General features: G+C 67.3%; 23 protein-coding genes and 1 pseudogene. 11 read left to right on the top strand and 13 right to left on the bottom strand.

Annotated features, from left to right (window positions below):
* Nucleotides 1-458 precede the first annotated feature (458 nt).
* The 3 genes from ACWEOI_RS14955 to ACWEOI_RS14945 form a co-directional block, all read right to left on the bottom strand.
* A complete protein-coding gene (locus ACWEOI_RS14955) occupies nucleotides 459-1,463 on the bottom strand; it encodes a tetratricopeptide repeat protein (RefSeq protein WP_452359923.1) in 1,005 nt (334 codons plus the stop codon).
* Nucleotides 1,460-2,359 (bottom strand): NB-ARC domain-containing protein, encoded by a 900-nt coding sequence (locus tag ACWEOI_RS14950; RefSeq protein ID WP_452359922.1) that lies wholly within the window; start codon nucleotides 2,357-2,359, stop codon nucleotides 1,460-1,462. The genes ACWEOI_RS14955 and ACWEOI_RS14950 overlap by 4 nt, the downstream gene beginning before the upstream one ends.
* Before the next feature lie 177 nt (nucleotides 2,360-2,536).
* On the bottom strand, nucleotides 2,537-2,929 hold the full coding sequence (locus ACWEOI_RS14945; protein WP_452359921.1) for a hypothetical protein: 393 nt from the start codon (nucleotides 2,927-2,929) through the stop codon (nucleotides 2,537-2,539).
* A 747-nt stretch (nucleotides 2,930-3,676) separates the two neighbouring features.
* Between ACWEOI_RS14945 and ACWEOI_RS14940 the strand changes: the two genes are divergently transcribed.
* A complete protein-coding gene (locus ACWEOI_RS14940; protein ID WP_452359920.1) occupies nucleotides 3,677-4,915 on the top strand; it encodes a hypothetical protein in 1,239 nt (412 codons plus the stop codon).
* Between the two features lie 160 nt (nucleotides 4,916-5,075).
* Here ACWEOI_RS14940 and ACWEOI_RS14935 read toward each other — a convergent pair whose 3' ends face one another.
* Both ACWEOI_RS14935 and ACWEOI_RS14930 read right to left on the bottom strand, forming a co-directional pair.
* Complete coding sequence (locus ACWEOI_RS14935) at nucleotides 5,076-5,882, bottom strand: hypothetical protein (RefSeq protein WP_452359919.1); 807 nt, start codon at nucleotides 5,880-5,882, stop codon at nucleotides 5,076-5,078.
* 331 nt (nucleotides 5,883-6,213) lie between these two features.
* Nucleotides 6,214-6,579, bottom strand: a complete 366-nt coding sequence (locus ACWEOI_RS14930; RefSeq protein ID WP_452359918.1) for a hypothetical protein — start codon at nucleotides 6,577-6,579, stop codon at nucleotides 6,214-6,216.
* A 176-nt stretch (nucleotides 6,580-6,755) separates the two neighbouring features.
* Here ACWEOI_RS14930 and ACWEOI_RS14925 point away from each other — a divergent pair, with 176 nt between their 5' ends.
* The 3 genes from ACWEOI_RS14925 to ACWEOI_RS14915 are packed head-to-tail and all read left to right on the top strand — an operon-like array spanning nucleotide 6,756 to nucleotide 8,426.
* Nucleotides 6,756-7,655 (top strand): Scr1 family TA system antitoxin-like transcriptional regulator, encoded by a 900-nt coding sequence (locus tag ACWEOI_RS14925; RefSeq protein WP_433666226.1) that lies wholly within the window; start codon nucleotides 6,756-6,758, stop codon nucleotides 7,653-7,655.
* Nucleotides 7,645-7,854: a DUF397 domain-containing protein gene (locus ACWEOI_RS14920; protein ID WP_433666225.1), complete on the top strand. Its 210-nt coding sequence runs from the start codon at nucleotides 7,645-7,647 to the stop codon at nucleotides 7,852-7,854. Before ACWEOI_RS14925 ends, ACWEOI_RS14920 begins: the two co-directional genes overlap by 11 nt.
* A gap of 32 nt (nucleotides 7,855-7,886) precedes the next feature.
* On the top strand, nucleotides 7,887-8,426 hold the full coding sequence (locus tag ACWEOI_RS14915; RefSeq protein WP_452359917.1) for a hypothetical protein: 540 nt from the start codon (nucleotides 7,887-7,889) through the stop codon (nucleotides 8,424-8,426).
* A 62-nt stretch (nucleotides 8,427-8,488) separates the two neighbouring features.
* Here the strand turns inward: ACWEOI_RS14915 and ACWEOI_RS14910 are convergent, their stop codons facing one another.
* The gene (locus ACWEOI_RS14910) at nucleotides 8,489-8,815 is read right to left on the bottom strand and encodes a hypothetical protein (RefSeq protein ID WP_452359916.1); all 327 of its coding nucleotides are present in this window, start codon (nucleotides 8,813-8,815) and stop codon (nucleotides 8,489-8,491) included.
* Between the two features lie 139 nt (nucleotides 8,816-8,954).
* Between ACWEOI_RS14910 and ACWEOI_RS14905 the strand changes: the two genes are divergently transcribed.
* Entirely contained in the window at nucleotides 8,955-9,122 is a 168-nt protein-coding gene (locus tag ACWEOI_RS14905; RefSeq protein ID WP_452359915.1) for a hypothetical protein, read from the top strand.
* Nucleotides 9,123-9,181: 59 nt separating this feature from the next.
* On the opposite strand, the gene ACWEOI_RS14900 is transcribed toward ACWEOI_RS14905, so the two are convergent.
* Together ACWEOI_RS14900 and ACWEOI_RS14895 are read right to left on the bottom strand one after the other, a co-directional pair.
* On the bottom strand, nucleotides 9,182-9,637 hold the full coding sequence (locus ACWEOI_RS14900; RefSeq protein ID WP_433666221.1) for a nitroreductase/quinone reductase family protein: 456 nt from the start codon (nucleotides 9,635-9,637) through the stop codon (nucleotides 9,182-9,184).
* Nucleotides 9,638-9,711: 74 nt separating this feature from the next.
* Nucleotides 9,712-12,987: a BTAD domain-containing putative transcriptional regulator gene (locus ACWEOI_RS14895; protein WP_452359914.1), complete on the bottom strand. Its 3,276-nt coding sequence runs from the start codon at nucleotides 12,985-12,987 to the stop codon at nucleotides 9,712-9,714.
* A 102-nt stretch (nucleotides 12,988-13,089) separates the two neighbouring features.
* Here ACWEOI_RS14895 and ACWEOI_RS14890 point away from each other — a divergent pair, with 102 nt between their 5' ends.
* From ACWEOI_RS14890 to ACWEOI_RS14880, 3 genes are all read left to right on the top strand, one after another.
* Nucleotides 13,090-13,764, top strand: a complete 675-nt coding sequence (locus tag ACWEOI_RS14890) for a hemerythrin domain-containing protein (RefSeq protein WP_452359913.1) — start codon at nucleotides 13,090-13,092, stop codon at nucleotides 13,762-13,764.
* Nucleotides 13,765-13,856: 92 nt separating this feature from the next.
* Nucleotides 13,857-15,083: a cytochrome P450 gene (locus ACWEOI_RS14885; protein ID WP_433666218.1), complete on the top strand. Its 1,227-nt coding sequence runs from the start codon at nucleotides 13,857-13,859 to the stop codon at nucleotides 15,081-15,083.
* A 74-nt stretch (nucleotides 15,084-15,157) separates the two neighbouring features.
* Nucleotides 15,158-15,886 carry a WHG domain-containing protein gene (locus ACWEOI_RS14880; RefSeq protein ID WP_433666217.1) on the top strand — a complete coding sequence of 243 codons (729 nt, stop codon included), beginning with the start codon at nucleotides 15,158-15,160 and terminating at the stop codon, nucleotides 15,884-15,886.
* A 67-nt stretch (nucleotides 15,887-15,953) separates the two neighbouring features.
* Here ACWEOI_RS14880 and ACWEOI_RS14875 read toward each other — a convergent pair whose 3' ends face one another.
* The 3 genes from ACWEOI_RS14875 to ACWEOI_RS14865 form a co-directional block, all read right to left on the bottom strand.
* Nucleotides 15,954-16,760 (bottom strand): tyrosine-protein phosphatase, encoded by an 807-nt coding sequence (locus ACWEOI_RS14875; protein WP_433666216.1) that lies wholly within the window; start codon nucleotides 16,758-16,760, stop codon nucleotides 15,954-15,956.
* Nucleotides 16,761-16,900: 140 nt separating this feature from the next.
* Nucleotides 16,901-19,168, bottom strand: coding sequence for an MMPL family transporter (locus ACWEOI_RS14870; protein ID WP_433666215.1), 2,268 nt, complete (start codon nucleotides 19,166-19,168; stop codon nucleotides 16,901-16,903).
* A 115-nt stretch (nucleotides 19,169-19,283) separates the two neighbouring features.
* Nucleotides 19,284-20,699 carry a threonine/serine exporter family protein gene (locus ACWEOI_RS14865; RefSeq protein ID WP_433673391.1) on the bottom strand — a complete coding sequence of 472 codons (1,416 nt, stop codon included), beginning with the start codon at nucleotides 20,697-20,699 and terminating at the stop codon, nucleotides 19,284-19,286.
* A 107-nt stretch (nucleotides 20,700-20,806) separates the two neighbouring features.
* Here ACWEOI_RS14865 and ACWEOI_RS14860 point away from each other — a divergent pair, with 107 nt between their 5' ends.
* The 3 genes and pseudogenes from ACWEOI_RS14860 (at nucleotide 20,807) to ACWEOI_RS14850 (ending at nucleotide 23,940) form a co-directional block, all read left to right on the top strand.
* Entirely contained in the window at nucleotides 20,807-22,720 is a 1,914-nt protein-coding gene (locus ACWEOI_RS14860) for an acyl-CoA dehydrogenase family protein (RefSeq protein ID WP_452359912.1), read from the top strand.
* 367 nt (nucleotides 22,721-23,087) lie between these two features.
* Nucleotides 23,088-23,243: pseudogene (locus ACWEOI_RS14855) on the top strand (hypothetical protein); the annotation flags it as partial.
* Nucleotides 23,244-23,265: 22 nt separating this feature from the next.
* Entirely contained in the window at nucleotides 23,266-23,940 is a 675-nt protein-coding gene (locus ACWEOI_RS14850; RefSeq protein WP_452359911.1) for a phosphatase PAP2 family protein, read from the top strand.
* On the opposite strand, the gene ACWEOI_RS14845 is transcribed toward ACWEOI_RS14850, so the two are convergent.
* On the bottom strand, nucleotides 23,909-24,802 hold the full coding sequence (locus tag ACWEOI_RS14845; RefSeq protein WP_452359910.1) for a nuclease-related domain-containing protein: 894 nt from the start codon (nucleotides 24,800-24,802) through the stop codon (nucleotides 23,909-23,911). The genes ACWEOI_RS14850 and ACWEOI_RS14845 overlap by 32 nt on opposite strands.
* A gap of 83 nt (nucleotides 24,803-24,885) precedes the next feature.
* Nucleotides 24,886-26,571, bottom strand: coding sequence for a GMC oxidoreductase (locus ACWEOI_RS14840; protein ID WP_452359909.1), 1,686 nt, complete (start codon nucleotides 26,569-26,571; stop codon nucleotides 24,886-24,888).
* Nucleotides 26,572-26,672 lie beyond the last annotated feature (101 nt).

Here is a 26,672-nt window from a genome sequence, read left to right as displayed (position 1 = left end):
CCGGGCGGGCAGGCCGACGTATGGCCGGCGGCCGCGCACGCTCACGGCGATGTGAGATGAGTTGTGGTGTGGGCAATCCGGAATGTCTAAGGTATGCCTTAGCTTGGTGAAAGACACCGACGCATGTCACGTGGACGCCAGGATCGCACTTCTGGATTGGTCTGTGTCATGCTGCGGCCAGTTGGATTCGCCCAGCGGCAGCGGGCTGCCGGAACCTGGTGTCCTGCAGGACATCCGGAAGTGCATTTTCAGAGTGTTTTCGACCCACGTGCGCGCGAGTTGAAGGCCGACGACCGTGAGTGTGAGGCTGGGGCTCTAGAGCTCGGGTGAAGAACTGCCGAGAACTCAAGATCGGGCCCGAATCCGGCACGTGTGGCCGGGCGCGTGGACTGTCGGGCGCAGCTCTCCCCCAGATTGCCAAAAGTTTAGGAGGGGAGGCCGCCGCCGGTCGACCAGCGTTACGGCGAGGGCATTTCCTCGTCGCCGAGCGATGTCAGATTGCCACGGATGACCTGAGTGATCGGGTGGTCCGGTCCAAGGATTCGCTCACTGTCGGCGAGGGCCCGCTCCAACAGCGGAATCGCCTCGGCCAGCCGCCCCGCGGACCGGTAGGCGTAGGCGAGGTTGTTGCGGGAGGCCATGGTGTCGGGGTGGTCGCTGCCGAGCACCCGCTCGCGGTCAGCGAGGGTCCGCTCGTATCGCGCGATCGCCTCGGACGACCGGCCCGCAGACCGGTAGGCGTAAGCGAGGTTGCTACGGGACGCCATGGTGTCGGGGTGGTCGCTGCCGAGCATCCGCTCGCGGTCGGCAAGGGTTCGCTCGAACAGTGGGATCGCCTCGGACGACCGGCCCGCGGACTCGTAGGCGCTGGCGAGGTTGTTGAGGGAGGTGAGGGTGTCGGGGTGGTCGCTGCCGAGCACCCGCTCAAAGTCGGGGAGGGTCCGCTCATACGACCGGATCGCCTCGCCATGCCGCCCCACCGACACATAAGCGTAGGCGAGGTTGTTGCGGGAGGTGAGGGTGTCGGGGTGGTGGCTGCCGAGCACCCGCTCGAAGTCGGAGAGGGTCCGCTCGTATAGCGGGATCGCGCGGGTAGGCAAACCTTGGCCTCCGAGGAACATCGCCACCTTGGTGAGCAGGGCCGCGGTGGTGGTGGTGTCGCTGGCAGGGCGGGTGTGGCCGGCTAAGGCTTCGGCGTGAGGCAGCAGCGCCCGCCACACCGGCCAGGTGGTGGGATCTTCCGACTGGGCGGGTAGAGCGGTGTTCAGGGCTTCAGTGGCACGGTCGCGGGCCTGGTCGACCGCGGTCTGAGTGTGGTGCGCGCCGGGGTTGCGGGTGACCGCTTGCACGAGCCGGTGGATCGCTATTGTGTCGGTGCCGGTGCCGGTGCCGGTGCCGGTGCCGGTGCCGGGGTCGAGGGTGATCATGTTGTACGCGGTCAGGACCCCGAGCGCGGCGTTCACCGCGGGGGGTCGGCTAGCCCGTCGAGCAGGCTGGCGGGGATGCTGTCGGGGGCGTACCAGGCCAGTATCGCCAGTGCCTCGACCGCGAACGGTTCGGTGGCGGCGATGCGGTCCAGGCTCACCTGCCACACTCGTGCGACCGTGCGCTCCGACTTGGTAGCCACGCCTCCGCGGGCGTACATCGCGGCCGGGTACTCGCTCAACAGCGCCAGGTAGGCCTGCGGGCTGGTGATCGGGTTCTGCGCCAGATACGCAGCAGCCTGCTCGACCGCCAGCGGCAGATGCCCGAGCACGTCGCACACCTCGACCGCGCCGTCGAGCTCCCGCCGCGCACCGCTACCGCTGGTGGTGAGGATGCCGGTGAACAGTTCGAGGGATTCCCTAGGCGTCAGCACGTCGACCTGCAGCACGGTGGCAGCGTGCTGCCAGCCAGCGGCCATCCGGCTGGTGACGATGACTCGGCCGCTGGTGTGGCGGGTGCGGGCAAGCACACCCTGGATATCGTGCGGGTCGGCGACATTGTCGAGGACCAGCAGCCACCGGTCGTGGCTGGCCAGCCACTGCAACGCCCGCTCGGCCAGCTGTTCCACCGCCAGCACCCGAACCAGCGCCGGCTGCAGCGCCTCCGCCAGATCCGCCAGCCCTTCCTCCACCGCGGCCGGACTGGCGGCGGTGATCCACCAGATCGGTGTCAACCCGTGCGCGCGAGTGTCAGCCCACTGGGCCACCAGCGTGGATTTACCGATCCCGCCCAGCCCGTGTACCGCGGCCACCACCACCTGCGGCGCCTCGGCCAGCGCCTGATCCAGGCGGTCCAGCTCCGCTGTGCGGCCCACGAACCGCGCTGGCAGCAGGGGCAGATTGACCAGCTTGAGTGGGGCATCGACCTCGGCCACCGGCGTCAGTGTTTCGGGTGGCAGAGTCACTTCCACCACGTCCCGGCCAGCTTGGGTGATGCGGTTACCGGCCCCAGACACCGACACCGACTGGCTTACCTTGAGACCCGCTGGCACACCGGTTTCGACCGGTTCCTTGTCACCTTCGCCGGTCACGGATTCGAGGGCCGGTACACGTCACCACCGGCCCTGGATGGTGGTGTTGCGGCTGCCCTTGACTGTGGCCGTCTGGGTGAGCGTTGCGGTCTGGTTCGTGCCGGCCAGCATCGGTGCCAGCTCCTCGGCCAGCAGGTGCCGTAGTTCGGCGGCCAGGGCTGGATCGGTGGCGAGTAGTCGCTTGAACCGCAGCCGCCACTCTCCGGCCAAGGCGTCACGCGTGTCGTCGTCGATCTCAGCGTCGATGACCTCGTCGTGCAGCTGGTCGAGCTCGGCGCCGACCTGCTCGGCTTGCTCCGGATGATGTTTGCGCCACCAGCCGACCACAACATTCTTCGCGCCCGACCACACGTCGGTTGCCATCAGCTTCACCACGGCCGTACCGGCCTCCACCACAACAGGATCCACAGTCATCCCCACACAGTCGCCAACTCGGATGGCTTCATCCTAGAATCCCTGCAGTCTTCCCCGGCTGGGTTCTCGATCATGCTGATATGAGATGAGTTGTGGTACAGGCCATCCGGAATGTTTTGGGGTCTGCCTTGGTCTGGTAGAACAGGTCGCCTTACGTTACGTGGGAGCCAGAATCGCACTCCTGGGTTGGGTCCGCGTCACTCCGCCGCTACATACGCGGACCTCGAATCCACGAAAGCGGTGGCCTGATGATGATTTGGAGTGACGTCGTCGAGTTCGGCGACCGGTGTCGCGATGCGGGACGCTCCCGGCTGGCCGGCGGACGAGGACGTTGACCTCGCGCTGCGGTTGATCGCCGAAGAGGTCGGTGAACTGCGCACGGCGATCGGCTCGACGCGGAGTTCGGCGCGGCGACCGAGAGCTCAAGTTGACCGGCGCCAACATCGAGCTGCTAATCCAGCGTCTGCTTGGCAGTGCCCGCCTCCGTGCAGCTGCCGTTGAGGTCGCTGTGGAAGGAAGTCCACGCCAGTAATCGGGAAATCGCTGGACGGCAGGTGGATCCGTGTTTCCGGTGGAAGGGGCTGAAGTCCGCGGCGTAGAAATCCGCCGCAGGTAGCAGGTCCTGCCAGCTCGGCAGTGCGAGGAGGAGCCGGACCTCGGATGCCTTGCCAGCTGTTGTATTTCGACGCGCTTTGTCCAGGGCTGTTTTCGTATCGGTCGCGGCTTGGCTCTGGGAAGATGCTGCCTGTGACTGCGTGGTGGCAGATCCTCCTTGGTGGGGTAGGGACCGTTCTGGCGGCGATCGTTGCGGGGTCGTTTAGCGTCCGAAATGCGCGAAAGCAGCCCTTCGAGGTGCTGCAGGCCTTGCTGAAGGCTGCGGAGGACACGAGCACCTCGATGAGCGATCCGGACAAGGCGATACTCAACGATGCGATCCATCGTGAGATTCAGAGGATGGAGCAGCTCAACAGGGCCAGGTTGCAGGGCTTCTGGGCCTATCAGAAGGAACGAGTGAAGATTGCTCTGCAAATCGATTCGCAGCGCAAAGCGAAGACTCTTCCGATCATCTTTTCTGTGTTTCTTCTTTTATTTAGTCTGATGATCCTCTATCAGGTCAAGGCGGCGAGCGCTTGGCGTGAAGGGGTGGAAATGTATGGTGTGATAGGTGATGTCGCCGTTTCACCTATATTCTATCTCGTCTCTTTAGTGGGATTCGGGATCGCGTTGTGGTCCGCCGTCAACCTGCTTCTGGCTGCTGCGCGGTGGACGACTAGGTCGGTCCGATCCATTTCGACGTACACCTTGATAATTGGACTGTCGGTGATGTTATTTAGCCTACTTACCGATGGGATTTGGAATCGATTTGTGACCCTTGGGTTTGCGATTATACCGATGGTTGCGGCAGGTGCGGTGTACTGGTGGCACCGGATTGAGCCCCTGGTTCTTGCAAAATATCGACAGCGGCCGGTGGTTCGTCGGCGATTGCGCATTATCCTGGCAAGGAGGAGGGCGCGTCTCAGTATGGGCTCTGTATTTGTAAACCTGACGCTTCTTGGTCTTATATTTCTAATACCCATTATTATCACGGTGTTTCCTTTCGTGCGAGGCGCGGACGAGGAGCCCGTCTATTATTTCGATGAGTGGATGGGCTACCAGGTGCAGGTAAAGGGCGGCTTCATTCGCGTGGAGGATCATAAGGCTTGGCAGGATCATCGCGCGGATGCTCTGCCTCCCGTGACGCTCGTATATGCCACAGTTCGGTCGCGGGTGATTGGCTCTACGCGGTACTACGAGGAGCTCTATGATATTCATACTGAGACGACCGTCGATCGGCTTCGCCTGCATGATGTCGCAGTGGGGCCAGTGCATTCGCAGGTCGCCGAGGTGAAAGTCCATCGCCTAGCCGGATTCATGCTGTGCAGGCGGCAGGACGTTGCGGACGAGTGCTCCCGCTGGGTTGAGACGCCCGCCTACAGGTCTGCGTAGGCCAGCTAGTTCACGGCGGCCATTCAATGAGCGGAGTCGTACCCGCAGCCTGACTAGACCAGACCACTACTTCAACACCGACACCTATGTCGCCTCTAATGACGGCAATCAGTTTTGACTGGTTACCAAGGGCGTGCTCGCGACGCCATGAGCCTAGGTGCTATGGGAGCCCGGCAGCGTCGAGATCATCTATCAGCTTGCTGACAAACGTGTGAAGGCGGCGGAGCACCTGCACGACGTCGTCGTGATTCGGTGTGCCCGGGTTTTCGGGATTCTCTGTGCCCGGAATATCGATAACTGACGTAAAGACCGGCTTGGTGACGTAATCAATCTTCGCCCTCGTTGCATCAGGCGTAGTGGGATGAAGGGTGTAGATCCCGATAACTGACCCGACTGACAGCTCTGAGTTGTATAGCGATGGGATCGGCTGTTCCTGGATCTCAAAGTCGCCAGCGAAGCGAAGAGCGAGATCAAGCTTGCATCCATTGGCGATCAGGATCTTTCGATGCTTGTCCTCGTTGACGAGTTCGAACAGGATCCCGAGTTCATGCATGTGAGGATCGGCACTCTCGTATGGCTGCGCAGCCACCATCACCGCGGTGGCTTGCGGATAGCCCGGGATCGGGTCGACTTGCTTTGGGAGTTTGGTCTTTCTATCGACCGGCTGTGTCTTTGCGGTTGGGAACTGCCGGATCAGACCGTAGACCGAATGATCGAGTGCTGCACGCAGATTCGTCAGCGCGTCGCCAGCGATGAGTGGCCACTCCTCTGGAACCTCTTTGACGTCAGTCACGATGGCGTGGCACTTGACGTCCCGATCCGTGGATGTGCTCTCCTTGACGACCACCATCTTGTAGGTGCACGCGCCGTCTTCTTGATACGAAGCGATCGCACTGTCCAGGTCATCGATGTGGTGGAGTGCGCGCTTTAACTTCTGTCGTGCACTAGCAATTCCGGTCAGGGACACCGAGTCAGCCTACTGGATGGTCCTGGCTCGAATGACTTAACTGCGCGTAAAGCGTAGTGCGACCTCAAGATCGAGGTAAAGCAGTGGCGGTGCTGCCCAGAGAACGCCTATCGCACTTGGCGAAGCTTCAGATCGCGTCACCCGAACGGGGATAGTCGACTGACCTGGGGCATCTGTCGCAGTCCTTAAGATTTCGCCACCACCCTGGTGCCCCATTCGGCAACGGGGTCACACCCCCACGGCGGGTAGCAGGGCATCTCGATGGCGGGTCGCAGGTAGCCCTCGGCGCCGCGACCAGCCCGCTACCCCGATGCCGCGGCGGGCTTCAACATCACTCGCCGCAGCGGTAGGCCCTGCCATGGCCGATGCGGCGGGTGATCTTGAGATCTGCTGGCGTGGAGAGGGTTTGGGTCAAGTAAGGCATGCCTTGCCTTGATGGAATAGGTCCGCAGAAGTCTCGTGCACGCGATCGCACCAGACAGGTGTCAACCCCGCACCCGAGGTGTAGTTGCATCATCGTATGTGCCTGTGCGGCAGTCAGTTTGCCGGGATCGGAGTAGCACGACCACAATCCACGCACCGAATACCCGGCCACCGCGGGCTCCTCGGTCGCTCGGTCGCCCACTACGGTCTGCCGCTTCTCGCGTTCGATGCGGTCGATGATCGCCTGCACCGACCACTGGTTGTCGCTGGACATAGTCACCTGCCTCCGTGTCGTCGCTGTGACCAGGACACCACCGGGGGCGATTCTGAAAGCGGAGAATCTGAATATTCAGATCAGCTAGTCTGAAACCCCACGGCAAGAACCAGATCGGCCGTGTATCAACATTCGGATTCCGTTGTCAGCTGTATTCACTTTTCAGGGGAGCAGCCATGGTGGAGGACGTATCGCCGACCCTCTTGCGGCGGCAACTGGGCAGATTCCTGCGTGAACGCCGTCAGGCCACGGGCTTGACCCTCGAGCAGGCGGCAGTCCAGGTTCAGCTCAGCTTCAACGCATTACAGCGATTGGAGACGGGGCGCACGGTCAAGCCGCGACGGCAGGATGTGCGAGAGCTGTGCATGCTCTACGAGGTGGACGCCAACGACACCGAGCGGGCGGTTGGTCTGGCCTTCCGTGCGGCCACCGCCAAGGACGAGGGTGGGATCTTCTCCCTCGGTGGGCTTTTCAGCGACGCGTTCAACATGTATGTCGGCATGGAACGATCCGCCCGACGCCTGATCACCTACCAGGAGCAGATACCCGGGCTCCTGCAAACCGCCGACTATGCGCGCGCGGTCTTCCGTTCCTTCCCTGGCTTCGAGAACGAGGAAGACATCCAGCGACGTGTGGAGATTCGGTCGAAACGTCAGATCATCGTGACCCGCAAGGCCAATCCGCTCACTGTCGAAGTGCTGCTGCACGAAGCGGCGCTGCGTCGCGTAGTCGGCGGCAAGCGTGTCATGGCTGCGCAGCTACAGCATCTCGCCGACGCGAGCACCCGGCCGAATGTGACCGTGCGGGTTCAGCCGTACACGTCCGGGTACATGTGGGGTTTCCAACACGGTCCGTTCGTGCTGCTGGATTTCGGTGTCGACGCAAGGAACACCCAGATCGAGCCGCCGATCGTCTACGTCGAGGGCCGGCTGACCAGTGACTTGTACGTCGAGAGGCGCGAGGACGTCGAACGCTACGTCGAGTTGACCCAGGCCATCCGGGCCGAAACCCTGGATGAAGTACGAACCAGAGATCTGATCCGCCAGGTAGCAAGGGAGTTCGATCGTGACCGTTGATTCGACCGAGGGCCGCTGGTTCAAGAGCAGTTACAGCGAAACCGGATCCCAGTGCGTGGAGGTCGCGTTCTTTGCCGCAGGTCGGGTCGGAGTCCGTGACTCCAAGAACCCGACCGGCCCGGCCCTCGTGTTCAGCGCCGGGGAGTGGGATGCCTTCACAGCCGGCGTGATCGGAGGTGCGCTCGACGGTTCGGAATGAAGGACCCTCGCGCCGCGAAATATGCTGTCGCAGTGCCCGATATCGCAGACCTGACCCTGCCCCCTGCCCTGGCGGAGGTTTTCGCCATCGGATTCGAGTGGAACTGGGACGAGGAGACCGACGAAACCACCGGCTGCGACTTCGAACCGTATGAGCAATTCGAAGCGCCCGACCGTACGGCGTGGTGGTTCCGGCTCTGGACGGGCAACGACGAGGTCGACGGTGGCGAATTCCGGTTCTTCGGTTCCACCGGCGCCGGAGACTACGCCGGCTGCTGGCTGATCCGGCCGGATGCGCCGCTCGCCGACCAGCCCGTCGTCTACGTCGGCTCCGAGGGTGAAACGGGTGTGATCGCACGGAATCTCGGCGATCTGCTCTGGATCTTCGCCAACGGCTCGGGGCCGGCGGAGGCGTACCTCTACCCGAGTATCGACACCGAGCCGAACGACGAGTTCCGTGCCATCGCCGAGCGTCACGCGCCGGGGGCAGGCCGTCCGACCGCACAGATCGTGGCCGATGCCCGCGACGAGTTCCCCGGCTTCTCGGCGTTCATCGAATCCCTGTGCCGTTGAGCGATCGTGACCGTTGATTCGACCGAGGGACGCTAGGTGTCGGTACGCGATCGCCGAAATGTTCAGCAGGGGCGCGTGATTCCGTCGAGCCAGTGCCCGACCAGGGCCCGTACCGTCTCGGCGCGCTCCACCTGTGGGTTGTGCCCGGCGGCATCGAGCACCGTCGCGGCCATCCGGGGGTAGTGGTCGAGCAGGGCCTTGTCGTGGGCCCGCCAGCCGGGCAGCACGTATCGCTCGAACAGCTCCCACCCGGGCTTGTCCAGGTGGGCCATGACGCAGCCGAAGAGCTCGCGGTCGGCGGCCGGGAGGCGGTCGAGCAGTTCCTCGTCGCGTTCCAGCACCGATTCCCCGGGCAGAGTCCGGTCGTCGCCCCAGCGCACCACCGGCACCAGCAGCGCCGAGCACCTGCTCCCCGTACCGTGCCGTCACCGCCCGCGTCAGCTGACCGCCGAAGGACTCGCCGCCACCCTGCTGCAGACCGCCGTCGCCGACGCCGCGGGCACGGCCGCCGATCTTGCTCAGTCCCTCTTGGTCACCTGCTGGAACCTCGGCATCGCCGCCGCAGCGTTTGCCGGCGGCGTCTTGCTCGACCACACCGGCCCGGGCTCTCTGCCCTGGTCGGCCCTGGCGTTGCTGGCCCTCGCCCTGACCATCACGGCCGCTGCCCGCCACCACGGCTTCCCGACCCGCCGATGACCTCGTTCGCAGATCGCCGAGCGTCATGTTCAGCGAATCACTGTGCCGTTGAACGCGGTTCAGTGGCCGGTGCGCGGGGACAGTTCGACGACGGGGATCACTCGGGTGGTGCGGTTCTGGTAGGTCTCGTAGCCGGGGTAGGCCTGGAGGATTTGGGGCCAGCGGGCTTCGCGTTCGGCGGCGGGGAGGACTCGGGCGGTCATGGGCTGGGACGGGCCGTGCTGGAAGGACACGTCCACCGAGGGGTTGGCAGACAGGTTGTGGAACCAGGCGGGGGAGATTTCGTCGCCGCCTCGGGAGGCGACGATCAGGTAGCGGGGGCCGTCGACGATCGGGACGGTCAGGACGACGGTGCGGGATCGGCCGGTGCGACGGCCGGTGGTGGTGAGGGTGAGGGTGGGCATGTTCTTGAAGCGGGTGCCGAGTTTGCCGGCGGTGACGTCGATCAGGCGGCGGTGCAGGGTGGTCGAGGTCTTCAGGAACAGCTCGGTGGCGGTGCGGTGGAGGTCGGGCACGGCGGGCTCCTCGGGTCGGTGGGACGGTCGGGAACAACGATCGAGCCACCCACTAGTAGACGACCAGTGACCGGTCAGTGGCGGAGGCGCGCCCTGGCGGCGGTCACCCAGGTGGGGTTTCCGCACGCCCGGCCGATATCGAGGGCGGCGCGGTGGTGCTCGGCGGCCAGGGCGGCTTCGCCACGGCGGGCCGCCAGATCGCCGAGCACGGCGTCGACGGGACCGACGACATACGCGCCGGTGTCCGCGCCACCCAGTCGACCCCGGTAGACCAGCAGGTCGGTGTAGGTCTCGTGCGCCTCCTGTGGCGTGCCCAATTCCGCGACCACCATGCCGCGCAGGGTGAGGAAGAACGAGCGGAACCGGTCGTGGCGGATCGGTTGCGCTCGGCGCCACAGCGATTCGGCCGCCGCGCGATCACCGGCGGCGAGCAGGACGAGCGCATGGAAGTCGACGACGGCGTCCAACGACACCGCGTCGGCCTGCTCGACGAACGTCGTGATCACCGGCGCCAGCTCGCCCAGCCGCTCGCGGCCCAGATAGACCGTGAAAATGGCCATCAGCACGATGCCGTCCGCATTGAGAATGCCCGCGCCGGCGAGCAATTCACCGGCGCGCAGGTAATGGCGCTCGGCGTCGTCGGGGTCACCGGCGGCCAGCGCCAGCAGCCCGCGCGCCATCGCGTTGGCCAGCTGAGCCTGCCGCCACTGGTAGCGGTCGGCCGTCACCGTGGTCGCCTCGAGATGCTCGCGGGCCGCGGCCAGGTCCCCGGCGGAGGCGGCAGCTTGCAGCGCGATGGTGTGGCCCAGCAGCTGATACGTGTGATCGCCTGTACGCCGCCCGATCTCGATCAGCTCGGCGCCCAGCGCGCCGCGATCCGGCTTGTCGTACAACGAAGCCCGGGCCTGTAGCACCGGTGCGAGCAGGGTGTCGTCGCCCAGTTCACGGGCGATCGCCTCGGCCTCGGCCGCCGCCGGGCTCGCCTGTTCGCCTGCCTCGCCGCCGATCTCGTCGACCAGCGCCACCAGCAATCGGCAGCGATCCGCCGGGGACAGGCCGGGCAAGCGCAGCGCGTTCTCCAACCGGGCGACGATCGGGTGCTCGACAACGCCGTATTGACGGTTCATCCACGGGGTCGGTGCATCCCAGGCGGTGAAGGCCCGCACCACCAGGTCCGGCCGATCGGCGTCCTCGGCCAGCCGCACCGCGCGGTCACGGGCGGCGCGTGCGGCCAGAGCGGACCCGGCGGAGAGGTGATCGTGACCGGCCCTGCCCAGCAACGCGACTCGTTCGTCGACCGTCTCGTCGCGGGGGAGTCGCTCCAGCGCGGCCACCGCGCGTTCGTAACCGGTCGCGGCGACGTCGTAGGCGAATCGCCGCTCGGCGCGGTCGGCCGCCGCCACCGCGTAGCGGGCAGCCCGCCGCGCCGTCTCCGGGGTCACCGATTCGCCGAAATGATGCGCAAGAGCGGTCAGATCGTCCGGAGCGATCTCCTCGAGCGCGGCCCCGATCCGGCGATGCCAGCGATCGCGGCGCACCCGCGACAGATCCCCGAGCAGGGTGTCGCGGACCAGGACGTGGGTGAAACGGGCACGGCCGCTGGCGGGTTCGTCGAGCAGACCCGCCACGCTGCCCGCCTCGACCGCGTTGAGCACGTCCTCCTCACCCACCTCCGCGGCCCGCAGCAACACCGAGAGATCGAACTCCCGGCCGATCACCGCCGCCAGGCGCAGCAACGCCACATCGGTCTCCGGCAATCGGGACAGTCTGCGGCGCAGCACATCTCGCACGCCCTCGGGAACCTCCGACGCGGCGACCAGCTCGCCCTCGCTGCGCAGCAGCCGCGCGGTCTCGGTGAGGTAGAAGGGGTTGCCGCCGGTGCGTTCGTGCAGGGTCGCCAGCACCGAGTCCGCCGGGGCGCTCCCGGTCAGCGCGGTGACGAGCCGGGCGCTGTCCTCGAGGCCCAGACCGCGCAACTGGATTCGCGCCCGGATCGTGGTCGCGAGACCGGCCAGGGCTTGGGTCAGCGCGGGCGGCGCCTCGTCGGGCCGGAAGCCGATCACGACGAACACCGGCGCCCGGGTGGCCGCGGCGGCGAGCAGGGCCGCGGTCTCGGCATCACAGCGATGCACGTCGTCGAAGAGAATCGCCAGCGGTCCCTCGGCCGCGACGGCGGTCAGGTAGTCGCACACCGCCCGGTGCAGCAGGAACCGGCCGTGCGCGCGGTCGGTCTCGGGTGCGCCCGCGGCGTCGGTGAGCAGGGGAGCGAGTGCGGGCGCGAGCCCGGCGGGGTCGTGCTCGGCGGCCAGGGCGCGCAGGATCTCGACCCAGGGCCACGCCGAGGGCGCGGCCTCGTCCTCGGGGCAATGACCCAGCACCACGCGATAACCCGAGTCCCGCAGGTCGTCGCGCAGTCGGCGCAGCAGCGAGGACTTGCCACTGCCCGCCTCACCCACCACGGTCGCCGTCCGCGGACCGGGGGCTGCGGCCGCCGCATGCAGGGACGCGAGTTCGGTTGCACGCCCGAGGAACTCGGGGACCGCCCGACCCGGAACCGGATCGCGCGGCGGCGCGGGAACGGCGATCACCTGCTCCTGCACCGGGATTCGCTGGGCCAGGATGTCGGCTTCGAGCCGGGCCAGGGCCGGTCCCGGATCGATGCCCAACTCCTCGGCGAGCACCTCGCGCGCCTGCCGCAGCGCCGCGAGCGCGTCGGCCTGACGGCCCGCGCGATACCGGGCCAGCGCGGTGAGCCGCCACGCCTCCTCCCGCAACGGATGCTCCCGGCACAGCACCTCGGCCTCGGCCGCCGCCAACGCCGGCTCGTCCTGTTCGAGCAGCGCCACCGCGAGCTGTTCGCGCGCGCTGAGCCGCAGCTCCTCGAGTCGCACGGCCTCCGCGTTCGCCCAGGACTCCTGCGCGAACGCCCCGTACGCCGGTCCCTGCCACGCGGCCAGCGCCCGCTCGAGCGCGCGCCGCCGTTCGCGCGGATCGTCCAGTCGTGCCGCCGCGTCCAGGTCGGCGCCGAACGCCCACGCGTCCACCTCGGTGGTGTCGAGTCGCAGCGCGTATCCGGGAGCTCGGCTGATCAGCACCGTCGCCGGTGTCCGTGGCGCGCGATCCGGTTCCAGCAGCCGCCGCAGATTGGAGACGTAAGCCTGGAGCGAACCCAGCGCCCGGGGCGGCGGCTCGCCGCGCCACAGGTCATCGATCAACCGATCGACCGGCACCACATCGCCCCCGGCGACCAGCAGTCGTGCCAGCACCCCGCGTTGCCGCGGCCCGCCGAGATCGAGTTCCCCGCGCTCGCCGGTCGCGGTCAGTGCGCCGAGTACCCGAATCCGAACCATGATCGCGTAAGTCTAGGACGGCCGCCCCCAAGTCCGCCTCGAGTCGATTCCAAGCGCGCCGAAGCACTCTCGTCGCAATCACCGACTTCGACAGGAGCAGCCATGAGCACCGACATCGCGCAGGCCCGGCCCGACACCTACGACATGGTGGTCGTGCACAACGCCTTTCGCCGCCACTTCCGCGCCCTGCCCGCCCTGGCGGCGGCCGTCGCCCCGGGCGATGTCGAGCGCGCCCGCGTCCTCGCCGACTTCCTCGCCGAGCTGGGCACCGGGCTGCACAGCCATCACACCGGCGAGGACGAACTGATGTGGCCGCTGCTGCTCGAACGCGCCCCCATGGCCGCCAACCTCGTCCTGCGCCTCGAGGAGCAGCACGAACGCATCGCCGAACTCTCGGCCCGCGCGCAGCGCGACGCCGCCGAGTTCGCCACCGCCGCCGACCCCGCCGCGCGAGACCGGTTCGCCGCCACCGCCGCCGCCCTCGCGGCCGCGTTGGACGAGCACCTCGCCGAGGAGGAGACTCACATCCTGTCGGTCGTCGAGCAGGTCATGACCGTGCCGGAGTGGCGGGCGCTCGGCGAACGCGGCCGCGCGCACATGCCCAAGGATCGCCAGCTGGTCTTCCTCGGCTTCCTCCTGCACGCCGCCTCCGCGCCCGATCGGCGCAAGGTTCTCGCGGAGCTCCCGAGGGCCGCGCGCCTGGCGTGGCGGCTGCTCGGTCGTCGCACGTTCGACCGGGAATATCGCCAGGTCTACGGCATCGGGCCGAACTGGTGACAGATCAAATGAACGCTATTTAGTAATACGTGTTCACAAACCGGCCTGTGGTGTGGTTCACTCGACGTCGAACGTGTTCCAAAGGAGGTTCCGTGTCCGCGCCGTCCATTCCCAACGGTTTCGACTTCACCAACCCCGACCTGCTGGCCGAGCGCCTGCCGGTCGAGGAGTTCGCAGCTCTTCGCAAGCAAGCCGCTCCGTTCTGGGTGCCGCAGGCCGATGGCCTGACCGGCTTCGACGACGGCGGCTACTGGGCGATCTCCCAGATGGATGACATCAAGGAGATCTCCAAGAACCCCGAGCAGTTCTCCTCCGAGGAGAACACCTCGGTCATCCGCTTCTACGGCGACATCGCCCGCGAAGAGATCGAGGTGCAGCGCTACCTGCTGCTGAACATGGACCCGCCCAAGCACACCAAGCTGCGCCGCATCATCTCCAAGGGCTTCACCCCGCGCGCGGTCGAGTCGCTGCGCAACGCCCTGCGCGAGCGCGCCGAGCGAATCGTGCACGAGGCCAAGAAGAACGGTTCTGGCAACTTCGTCGAGCAGGTCGCCTGCGAGCTGCCGCTGCAGGCCATCGCCGAGCTCATCGGCATCCCGCAGGAAGACCGCCGCAAGATCTTCGACTGGTCCAACCAGATGATCGGCTACGAGGACCCCGAGTTCGACGGTGACCACAAGGTCGCCACCGCCGAGGTCATGGGCTACACCTACAACCTCGCCGAGCAGAAGCGCGCCTGCCCGATGGACGACATCGCCTCCACCCTGCTGCAGGCGGACCTCGAGGGCGAGTCCATGGCCTCGGACGAGTTCGCCTGGTTCATGATCCTGCTGTCGGTGGCCGGCAACGAGACCACCCGCAATGCCACCACGCACGGCATGAAGGCGTTCGTGGACAACCCGGATCAGTGGGAGATCTACAAGGAGCAGCGTCCGCGCACCGCTCCCGACGAGATCGTCCGCTGGGCCACCCCGGTCATCGCCTTCCAGCGCACCGCGACCGAGGACCTCGAGCTGTCCGGCGCCTCGATCAAGAAGGGGCAGCGCATCGGAATGTTCTACAGCGCGGCCAACTTCGATGAGAAGCACTTCGAGAACCCGAAGCAGTTCAACGTGCTGCGCAACCCGAACCCGCACGTCGGCTTCGGCGGCACCGGCACCCACTACTGCGTGGGCGCCAACCTGGCCCGCCTGCAGCTGGATCTGATCTTCAACGCGATCGCCGACGTGATGCCGAACCTGCGTCAGGTCTCGGAGCCGGTTCGCCTGCGCTCCAGCTGGCTGAACGGCATCAAGAGCTGGGAAGTCGCCTACGAGTGAGCGATCGGGCCCCGGACGCGGTAACTTTTGATACCCCATCCGGGGCCCTGCTCGTTTCTACATTGGAGTCAACCATGAGTGAACCTCGCCGACGCGGACGAGCGCCGGCGGTCAGCGACGCCGATATCCGCCGCGTCGCGCGGTCACTACTGGTCGACCACGGCCCGGACGCGATCACGCTCCGGGCCATCGCCCGTGAACTGGGCATCACCGCCCCCGCGCTGTACCGCTATTACGAATCGCGCGACGACCTGGTCGCGGCCGTCCGCACCGATGTCTGCCTCGACCTGGCCAAGGATCTCGAGGCGTCGGTCGAGGGTCTCCCCGACGACGCCGGGGTCCGCTTCTTCGCCATCTGCCGCGGCTTCCGCCGCTGGGCGCTGACCCACTCGCGCGAATTCACCCTGGTCTTCGCCTCCCCGGTCACCGCCGGAATCACCAGCGCCATGCAGCAATTCGGCGAACCGGTCGGCCGCATCTTCCTCGGGGCCGCGGGCCGCCTGCTCACCGACTACCAGGTCGTGACCACCCCCACCGAGCTGATCCCGCCGGAACTGCGCGACGACCTGATCACCTTCCAGACGGAACTGCTTCGCGTGCTGGCGGATTCGGGCCAGAAGTTCCCCGCCGAGAAACTCGACCTGGGCGTCAGCTACGTCATGATCCAGTTCTGGGCGCGCCTCTACGGCCACGTCACCCTCGAGGTCTTCGGCAACTACCCGATCCAGATCTCGCACCCCGACGTGCTCTTCGACTCCACCCTGGCCGATATCGGCCGCGGCATCGGCCTCGTGGCGCGCTGACCCTGGCGTCAGGAACCATGGTGGCCCGCAACCGATCCGGTTACGGGCCACTGGTCGGTCGCCGCGGTCAGGCCAGCATCTTGGCCTTGAGCGCGGCGATATCGGCCGCGGTCAGCCCGAGGCCGTTGCTCACGTAGTTGGCGAAGCTGCCGTAGGACTTGTTCGCCTGGGCGAAGGCCGAGTCGAGCTCGGCGGTGGTCACGCCGTTGTTCACGTCGCCGGGGGCGGCGTCGCGGTAGTAGCTGGACAGCATGAAGTCGTAGTACACGGTGTCCTTGTCGACCCCCAGCAGGGTCAGCAGCACCGCGCCCGCCCAGCCGGTGCGGTCCTTGCCCGCCGTGCAGTGGAACAGGACTCCGCCGTTGTTGTAGGCGATGTCGCGGATCACGTCGGCGAAGCCGGCGTTCGCGCCCGGAGCGGTGATGAACTGCGGATACGCGTTCGCCGCCGACGACGCCGTGCTCAGCCCCGATATCGGCGAGAGCCCGCCCAGGACGTCGTCATGGTGCTCGGCCGCTCCGGCGGGGATCTTGTCCGAGCCCGCGAGCAACTGCTCGTAGCCGGTGCGCAGATCGTGCACCGAGACCACATTGTGCGCGGCCAGCGACGCGACGTCAGCGGTGGTCGCCGAACTCAGTGCGGCGGTGCGGAATACCACACCGGTGCGGACGCTGTGACCGTCTGTGGTCCGGTACCCGCCCGCGTCGCGGGCGTTCTGCACACCGGACAGGTTCAGCGAGCGCGCGGCCGGATCGAGCAGGACATTGGCGGTCGCGACCGGCGGATCGACCGCGAGCGCCAGGCCGGGCGAAACCCCGAAGGTCAAGGCGGCGGCCAGTACCACGGTCGCGCCGATCGTACGAGGTCGAATCATGGGTGTTCCCTTCGATAGACGCCCCGGCACCCGCCGGTGCGTACAACACCGGGCCGGGACAGCCGGGAGCCTAGCTGACACCGTGTCTATCGAATGGATAGTTTGTTAGCGAACGTCGGGTGTGGCCGAAAAGGTCAGCGTCAGACGCTGAGGCGCGAACCTCCTGCCGCGCCGACCATGTCGGCCACCGGGGGCTCGGCGGGGGCGCGCTCGTCGTCGAGGATGGGTTCGCTCAGGCCGATGCGCTGCTGAATGCGCTTCATCCAGGCCGGGGCCCACCAGCAGCGGTCGCCCAACAGCTTCATGACCGCCGGGACCAGCATCATGCGCAGGACGGTGGCGTCGATGATCAGGGCCGCGATCATGCCGTAGGCGATGTACTGCATGAGGACCAGGTCGGAGAAGGCGAACGCGCCGGTGACGACCAACAGGATCAGCGCCGCCGCGGTGATGATGCGACCGGTGTGGGCGGTGCCGGAGCGGATCGCCTCCTCGGTGCTCGCGCCCCGGGCGCGGGCCTCGACCATGCGCGACAGGAGGAAGACCTCGTAGTCGGTGGAGAGGCCGTAGATGATGGCGATGATGAGGAACAGGATGTTCGCCTGAATCGGCTGCGGCGTGAAGTTGAGCAGCGTCGCGCCGTGACCCTCGGTGAAGATCCAGGTGAGGATGCCGAGGGTGGAGCCCAGGCCCAGCACGCTCATCAACGCGGCCTTCAGCGGCAGCACCAGGGAGCCGAAGGTCAGGAACATCAGGATCGTGGTCGCGGCCAGGACCAGCGCGATCATCAGGGGGAGACGGTTCAGCAGCGCGGCGATGGTGTCGTGCTGGACCGTGGGGACGCCGGACACCATGAGGGTGGTGCCGTCGGCGGTCTCCAGATTGCGCAGGAAGTCGATCGTCTTGTCGTACTTACTGGAATCGACCAGATACGCCTGGGTCTTGTAGATCGTCGGATCGGTCTGGGACCGGGTCGGGATCTCGAAACCAGAGGGCAGCAGACCGGGGGCGAAGCTCGCCCGCTCGACCAACGGGCCCACCTCGGTGCTGTCGCCGGTGACGATGATCAATTCGATCGGGTCGGATTTGCGCAGCGGGAAATAGGTGTCGATCTCGTGCTGGGCCACCCGCACCGCATTGTCCGGCGGCAGATACTTCTCGCTGAAACCGCCGAAGGCGATATTGCGCACCGGCAGGATGAGCACCAGCAGGCCGAGGATCAGCAGCGCGGTGATCTTGCGCGGATGCCGCATCACCCAGGAGGTGCAGCGGCCCCAGAAACTCTGCTCCACATCGCGGGCCGCGTCGGCACGCCGGAAGCGCTCGATGCCCAGGGCGTTCACCCGCGGGCCCAGGATCGCCAGCATCGCCGGCAGGATCGTGACCGCCGTGAACGCGGCCAGGCTGACCGTGGCGATCGCGCCGTAGGCGATGGACTTCAGGAAACCCTGCGGGAACAGCAGCATTCCGGCCAGACTCGCAACGATCATGGTCGCCGAGAACACCACCGTGCGGCCCGCGGTGGTCACCGAACGCCGCACCGCAGTCGGGGTGTCGTACCCGGCGGCCACCTCTTCGCGGAAGCGGCTCACTATGAACAACGCGTAGTCGATGGCCAAGCCGAGCCCGATCATCGAAACGACCGGAGCGACGAACGAATTCACCTCGGCGATATTGGTGATCCCCCGCACGATGCCGTTCGCGCCCAGAATCGTGAGCACACCGATCATGAGCGGCAGCGCCGCCGCGACCACGCCGCCGAAGATGAAGAACAACAGAATCGCGACCGCCGGGATCGCCAGCAATTCCATGCGATGGGTGTCGGCGGAGATGGTGTCGGTCAGCGCGGTCCCGATGGGTTGCAGCCCACCGACCTTCACATCGATGCCCGGCACCGCGAACGCGTTCTTCACCTGCACGTAGTGCGCCGACAGCGCATCACCGGTCTCACCCTTGAGGGCGATGGAGGCGACCGCGCGCGTCTTGTCCTTGGTGGCCAGGCCCGACTGCGAGCCCAGGGTCGTGGTCACCCCGGGCCAGTAGGTGGCGTTGACCGCCTGCACCGCGTCGGGGAACCGCGTGGTGAGGCTGTTGAGACTGTCCACCACCGGTTGATTCACGGTCGGGTCGTCGACCGTCGTCCCGTCGGGGAAGTGATAGATGATGACCATGTCCGCGGCGTGGTTCGGCCCGAACGCGCCCGCCGCCAGCTCCGCGGCCTGCACCGACTCCGAATTCGGGTCGTCCAGACCACCCGCGCTGAGGCGACCCTCGAACCCCAGTGAGTACGCGCCGAGGGCCAGCAGGGCGGCCGCGACCGCGGCCAGAACGAGGAAGCGATAGCGGGCGACGAGTTGTCCCCATAGCGCGAAGACATCGCGTTCGCGCGGGCGGCGGCTCGTGGTCATACTGCACGGTAACAGGCATGATCAGAATTAATTAAAAGCCTTGTCTGGCAATACAATTAGAATTACACGAAACGTGATTTCATGATAGATGAAAGGTATTTATCGAGGTCGCGAATCAACCGGCCGCGAGCCGGGGGCGGCGCAACGAGCCCATGCGCCGGATGATGCGCGGACGCCGCAGGTCACGGGCCATCCATTCACCCAGGGTGACGCCGGCGGCCAGCGCCAGACCGACCGCGAACGCGCTGAACAATTGGTTCAGCCCGATCAGCAGTTCGTCATTGAGCAACGCGTACAGGCCGCGATAGACCTTCAGACCCGGCAGCAGGGGAGTGATGCCCGCGACCGCCACCACCAGTGGGGGCGTCAGCGCGCGCCGGGCGAGCAGACCACCGGCCAGACCCACCACGGTGGCGGCCACACCCGACGAGACGACCGGCCCGAACCCGAAATGCTGGGCCAGCAGATAGACCACGGTCGCCGCGCCACCGCTGAACGCGGCCGCCGCGAGCGCCCGCTGCTCGGCATAACAGGCCAGCGCGAACGCGCCGGCGGTCACCGCACCCGCGAACAGCTTGAGCGGCAGATTGGTCAGGTCGCGGGTCGAGATCATCTCGACCGTCGGGACCGTCGCCTCGAACACCTCCGCCACCCGCAGCGTGAGCGCGATCCCGCCGATGATCCCGACGGTCATCATGATCACTTCCAGCATGCGCGCCGACGCGGTCACCGGCGCCCCGGTGATCGCGTCCTCCACCGCGCCTACCAGTTGTAAACCGGCCAGCAGCACCGCGATTCCGGCCGCGATGATCAGCGCCGGGTCCAGATGCAACCCGGACGCGAAGGTGGACACCAGTACCGCGGGCGTCGCGGCGATGACACCGCCCATCATGTGCTGGAAGAAGAACGGCAGCCCGCGCCGGTTCAGCAGCCGGTTGGTGCGGTCGATGAGCATGGTGGTCACGAAACTCAGCAGCCCGATCAGCCAGCCGCCGTTGAGCAACAGCGCCACGGCCGCCGCCATCAGCGCCCAGCCCAGCGTCGCCGACCACCGCGGGTACGGGTGCGGCGCGGAGGTGATCTCGTCGAGAGCGGACAGCGCGTCCTGTGGCGGCACCAGTTCGCTGCGGATGCGCCGGGTCAGCCGGTCCACCGCGGCGAGCCGGGTGAAGTCGAGCGACCGGTAGTGCACGACCCGCATTGTGGTGGCCGGCGGCAGCCGGGTGCCGCGGTCGGCGGAGATACGGATCGAGTTGTAGGTGACGTCGATATCGCAGTTGGACAGCCCGTAGGTGGCGGCGATGAACTCGATCTGGGTGGTGGTGTCCATCACCGCCGTGCCCGAGGCCAGCACGACTTCCCCGACCCGCTCGGCCAGATCCAGCACCTCGGTCACGGTCGCGTCGTCGGTGAGATCGATCGGCTGGACCGGGGCGGGCGCCTCCACGACGGTGTCCACGGTGGCGCGCTGATCAGCGACGACGTGATCGGAGACGGTGGTGAGCAGGCGGCGCCACCACCGGGTGCGCAGCCCCGCGGGCAGACCCGGCGACTCGACGGCCACCTCATTGCTCACAGTAAGAAACGTACACGGGCGATCCAGATCACCTGGATGAGCACAGCCGTGGCAGTAGTGTTTTGGGTATCGCGACGAGCGGCGTTTCGATCTCCGAAGAGCTACGCACGGCACTCGACGGCCCCTGGCGGGAGGTTCGCCAACGGGCCCGCGCAGTCCTCGACGACGACCGCCTGTTCGGCGATCCGAGCCTCGATCTGAAAGCTGCGCGGGCACGTGTGCTGGAGCAGATGGGGCTGGTCTCCTCCTTCGGCTGGGTCGAATCCGGCTTCCGCCACGCCGACGGCACCCCCGGTGACGCGGGCGGGGTCGTCACAGCGCTCGAGATGCTCGCCTACACCGATCTGTCGCTGTGGGTGAAAAGCGGTGTGCAGTGGGGGCTTTTCGGCGGCGCGGTCGAGAACCTCGGCACCGAGCGGCACCGCGAGTACCTCGACGAGCTGATCCCGCTGCGACTGCTCGGCTGTTTCGCCATGACCGAGACCGGTCACGGCAGCGATGTCGCCAACCTGGAGACCACCGCCACCTACGACCCGGCCACCCGGGAGTTCGTGGTGCACAGCCCGACTCCCTCGGCGCGCAAGGACTACATCGGCGGCGCGGCCGAACACGCCCGCATGGCAGCGGTTTTCGCGCAGCTGATCACCGGCGGGCAGAGCCAGGGCGTGCACTGCTTCCTGGTTCCCATCCGCGACGAGGCGGGCGGCGACCTGCCCGGCGTGACCACCTCCGACTGCGGCTACAAGGGCGGCCTGCCCGGCGTCGACAATGGCCGAATCCTGTTCGACCAGGTCCGGATTCCGCGCGAGAACCTGCTCAACCGGTATGCCGACGTGGCCGAGGACGGCACCTACAGCTCCGAGATCGAGAACCCCAGCCGCCGCTTCTTCACCACCCTGGGCACCCTGGTGCGCGGGCGGGTCAGCGTCGGCGGCGCGGCGGCCGCCGCGGCCCGGGTCGCGCTGAGCATCGCGGTCCGCTACGGCGAGCAGCGCCGGCAGTTCGCCGACCCCGACACCGGCGAGGAGACGGTGCTGATGGACTACCGCAGTCATCAGCGCCGCCTGCTGCCGCTGGTAGCCCGCTCCTACGCACTGGCTTTCGCGCAGAACGACCTCGTGTACCGCATGCATCTGGTGCAGACCGGGCAGGAGACCGACCCGCAGGCTCGGCGCGCGCTGGAGAACCGGGCCGCCGGACTCAAGGTGGCGCAGACGCGCTTCGCCACCGCCGCCATTCAGGAGTGTCGCGAAGCCTGCGGCGGCGCGGGCTATCTCACCGAGAACCGCCTGGTCGGCCTCAAGGCCGATACCGACGTGTTCACGACGTTCGAAGGCGACAATGTCGTCTTGACCCAGCTGGTCGCCAAGGATCTGCTGACCGCCTACGCCGACGAGGTCCGCGATCTCGACGCGCTCGGCTGGGTGAAGTTCGCCGCCACCATGGCCCGCGACGTGGTGCGCGAGCGATCCGGTGTGCGCCAGATGATTCAGCGTCTGCGCGACCGCGGCGACGACACCGTCGACGAGGGCGACCTGTCGCGGCGCTCGATTCAGTTGCAGCTGTTCGCCGACCGCGAGGACTACCTGGTCCGGACGGCCGGACACCGGTTGCGTGCCCGCGCGAAGGAGACCGGGCCGTTCGAGGCCTTCAACAACGCGCAGGATCACATCCTGGCCGCGGGGACGGCCCACATCGAGCGCTTGGTGCTGGAGGCCTTCATCGACGGCATCGCCGCCATCGAGGATCCGGAGGCGCGGGCGCTGGCCGACACCGTCTGCGATCTGTTCGTGTACTCGGCCATCGAGCAGCATCAGGCCTGGTACATCATGCACCGGTTCATGTCGGTGGAGCGGGCCAAGTCGGTGCGGCGCGGGGTGAACGAACTCGTGGATCGGCTACGGCCGCAGGCGCTCACGCTGGTCGAGGGCCTGGGTGTGCCGGAGGGTCTGCTGCGCGCGGCGATGCTGGGCTGACAACAGCATGGCTGGGCTGAACCGGCCTGCCGCACTGAACCTTTCCCCGGCGCCGCCTCGTTGAGAGGTTGCCCACGCTCGCCTCTACTACATGCTGTCGTAGTGCTCACCGTCGAATCACCCGGCGGCGCACCCGATCCCGCGACCGCCGCCCGCGGCAAGGACATCGCACAACGGCTCAAGGGCGACTCGCGCATCTCCAAGGCGGTCTCGCCGTGGACCGAGCCGACGCTGTCCACGGCGCTGCTGAGCACCGACGGCCGGATCGGGCTGATCGTGGCCAATGTGCGCGGCGACGAGAACGTCTCGCCCGGCGCGGCCCGCGACCTCGCCGACGAATTCACCGGCACCCACGACGGCGTCAGCAATGCTGGGCCTGGGGCTGGCGCTGGCCGTGCTGATGGACGCCACCCTGGTGCGCATGGTGCTGGTCCTGGCGTTCATGCGGGTCATGGGCACCGCGAACTGGTGGGCCCCGCCCCTGTCGCGGCCGCTGCTGGAACGGGCCGCGCTGCGGGAATGAGCGCGGACGCTATCGTGCAGACGTGAGCAGACCGACCACCCCCGTCCCCGAGCTCCCGGCGGCCCGGCCCCACCCGGCCACCCTGTCCGCCGTGATCCTGGCGGGGGTGATCGTCACCCTGCTTGTGCCGCTGACCTTTCCGTCCGGCGGCGGCTCCACGAGCGCGGACCTGACCCTCGAGAACGGCATCCACTCGGCGCTCGACGCCCACACCTGGGTGTACCGAGTGCTGGTGTTCCCCAGTAACAGTCCCGTCGTGCTGACCCTGCTGGCCGTGTCCGCCGCGTGGCTGGCCTACCAGCGGCTGTGGTGGCAGGCTGGCTTCGCGCTGATCGCCCCGGAACTGGTGGTGGCGGTCAATACCTATGCGCTCAAACCGTTCTGGGAACGCAAGCTCGAGCACTATCTGGCCTACCCGAGCGGGCACACCGTGCAGTTGGTCGCCGTGGTGACCGCGTTCGCGCTCGTGACCGAATCCGCGCGGGTGCGCCGGGGCACGGTGGTCGTCATGGCGGTGGTGCTGCCCGCCGTCATGATCGGCATGGTCGGTCTCGGATACCACCATCCGACCGATGTGGTCGGCGGCACCGCGGCCGCCGTGGCGCTCGTGACGGCCCTCTACCTGCCGTGCCGCTACCTCGCGGCAACCACCGCGGGGCGGGCGGCTAGAACAGCGACGCCGCCCCCGCCAGAATGAACCAGACCACCCACAGCGCCGCGATGACGAAGCCCAGGGTGAGCATCACCCGCATGGCCCCGCGCCCCACCTCGATCCGGTCGCTGCGGCGCGGATAGAGCTTCCACGGGCTGAACCACGGCGAGGGCATGACGAAACCGCGGCCCGCCGAGGCGTGCTCCTGCTCCAAGCGGGCCTGCTCCAGGGCGTACGCCTCGGCCTGCGCCTGCTGGGGGCCGCCGTGCCACAGGGTCGGATCGACCGGGCCCAGGAAGCCCTCGTTCAGCAGATCCTGCGGAGCGGGCAGATACGGCAGGATCCCCAGGCCGCGGAACGCCCACGCCACGTCATTGGCCGACCACTGCGGGCGCCCCCGCGACAGCAGACCCGTGAAGTGGTCGCGCAGCCGCCGCTCGTCGCCCAGCAGCACCTGGAAGCTCGGGTCGTTCCACAATTGGGTGACCTTCAGATTCGACCCCGGCGGCGGCACCACGAGCACGATGCCGTGGATGACCCGCTGCCCGAGTCCCCGCTCGGCCAGCCAGGTCTGCAATGCGAAGGTGTGATCGCGGGACTTGTCCAGGGGGCTGCGCTTGTCGCCGCCCTCGAAGGTGACGATCCGGTCTCCGACCCGCCACGGGCCGTTGACCGGCACCTGCAGCTCGCCGTCGAGACGCTCGCCCAGCGCCTCGGCCTCGATCACCACGCAGCTGGTCGGCGTCCACACCACCGCGTCGAAGGGATGCAGCTTATCTCCGTGGAACAGAGTGCAATTGACGGTCGCGACACCCTGGGGGTCGGTGCTGCCCTTCCAGGTTCGCAGCCAGTCGATCAGCACCCTCTCGGCGTGCGTGCCGGCGGCGTTCTGCACACGGACGAGCATCGGCTCTCACCTTCCTCGTCGGATCGGTACCGCGAATGGTACGGGCACAACGCCCCAAACTACCGCCGGGCGCGCCGCCGCGCTCAGTTCCGGTGGTCCGCCGGGAAAATCGGCAGCCGCAACGCGCCCGGAGCGAACTCCGGCACCGCCGCCGACTTCGGTGCGACCGGGCTGATCCGACGGTACGCCGCGCCCAGCGGCGGTCGCGGATCGACGTCGTTTCGGTTGGGCCAGAACGCCATTGCGCGCTCGGCCTGCGCGGTGATGGTCAGCGACGGGTTCACGCCCAGGTTCGCCGTGACCGCCGAACCGTCGGCCACGTGCAGGCCCGGATGACCGAACACACGCTGATACGGGTCCACCACACCGCTTTCCGGCCCCTCACCGATGACGCAGCCGCCGATGTAGTGCGCGGTGGCGGGAATGTTGAACACGTCCATCGCCAGCATCTGCACATCGCCGTCGACGTGCTCGCCGAAGCGGCGGCCGACCTCGTGGGCCAAGGGGATCCAGGTCGGATTCGGCTTGCCCATACCCTGTTTCGTCTTCAGCTGCCCCCAGCGCCGGAACGAGGTCAGCGAATTGTCCAGCGACTGCATCACCAGCAGGATGACCGAGCGCTCCGAGGCCCGCCGCGCGTTGAGGCTGCGCGCGAACACCACCGGATGCAGCAGCATGGCCAGCAGGAAGCGCAGGAACCGGAACGCGCCGCCGTCGACGATCGGCACCGACAGCGGGAACAGGCCGTTCTGTCCCTTGCCGTAGTGACAGACCTCCACGTGGGTGTCGGGTTCGGGGTGGATGGAGGAGGTGATGGCGATGCCCTCGGCGAAATCGTCGCGGGACTTGCTCACCACATTGAGAATCGCCTCGGAGTTGGAGCGGGTCAGCTCGCCCAGCCGCGGCGACAGGTTCGGCAGCACGCCCTCGTCCCGCATCTTGTGCAGCAGCTTCTGGGTGCCCAGCGCGGCCGCCGCGAACACCACCTGCTCGGCGGTGAACACCTTGCGGCCCTTGCGGACCCAGCGGTCCGAGCGCTGTGTCTCGATGGCGTAGCCGCCGCCGGTCATGGGCCGCACCTTGGTGGCCGTGGTGAGTTCGAACACGTGGGCGCCGGTCTGCTCGGCCAGGTACAGGTAGTTCTTGGGGGTGGTGTTCTTGGCGTTGTGCGGGCAGCCGGTGAAGCAGCGCGCGCAGTGGATGCAGCCCCTGCGCCGCGGGCCCGCGCCGCCGAAGTAGGGGTCCTCGACCTCCTCGCCGGGGGCGGCCTCGTTGAAGAACACGCCGACCCGGGTGGGGTGGAAGGTGTCGCTCACGCCCAGATCGGCTGCCACCGAACGGATCACGTCGTCGGCCGGGGTCATGCGCGGGTTCTCGGTCACGCCGAGCATGCGCTGGGCCTGGTCGTAGTAGGGCGCGAGCTCGGAGCGCCAGTCGGTGATGTGGGCCCACTGGCGGTCGGTGTAGAAGGCCGGGAGCGGCTCGTAGAGGGTATTGCCGTAGATCAGCGACCCGCCGCCCACGCCCGCCGCCGAGAACACCGCGCACTTGCCCAGCACGCTGATCCGCTGGGTGCCGGTCAGGCCCAGCCGCGGGGCCCAGATCGCCTTGCGCACATTCCAGTTCGTCTTGGGGATGTCCTCGGCGTTCCAGCGGCGGCCGGATTCCAGTACGGCCACCCGGTAGCCCTTCTCGCTCAGGCGCAGCGCGCTGACGCTGCCCCCGAAGCCGGAGCCGATCACGACGACGTCATAGTCGAAGTCGGGCATGGTCTTTCCTCTCGCGGTCCCAACCAGATGTGAGAAGGATTGCACACAACTCTCTCACGGAGTAGGTTCGCGTCCGGCGCGGCGGCGTGCCCGGATGGTGA

The organism is Nocardia sp. NPDC004340 (genome assembly GCF_053602575.1).
Note: the sequence above shows the minus strand (reverse complement) of the source record. Positions and strands in the feature narration are given on the sequence as shown.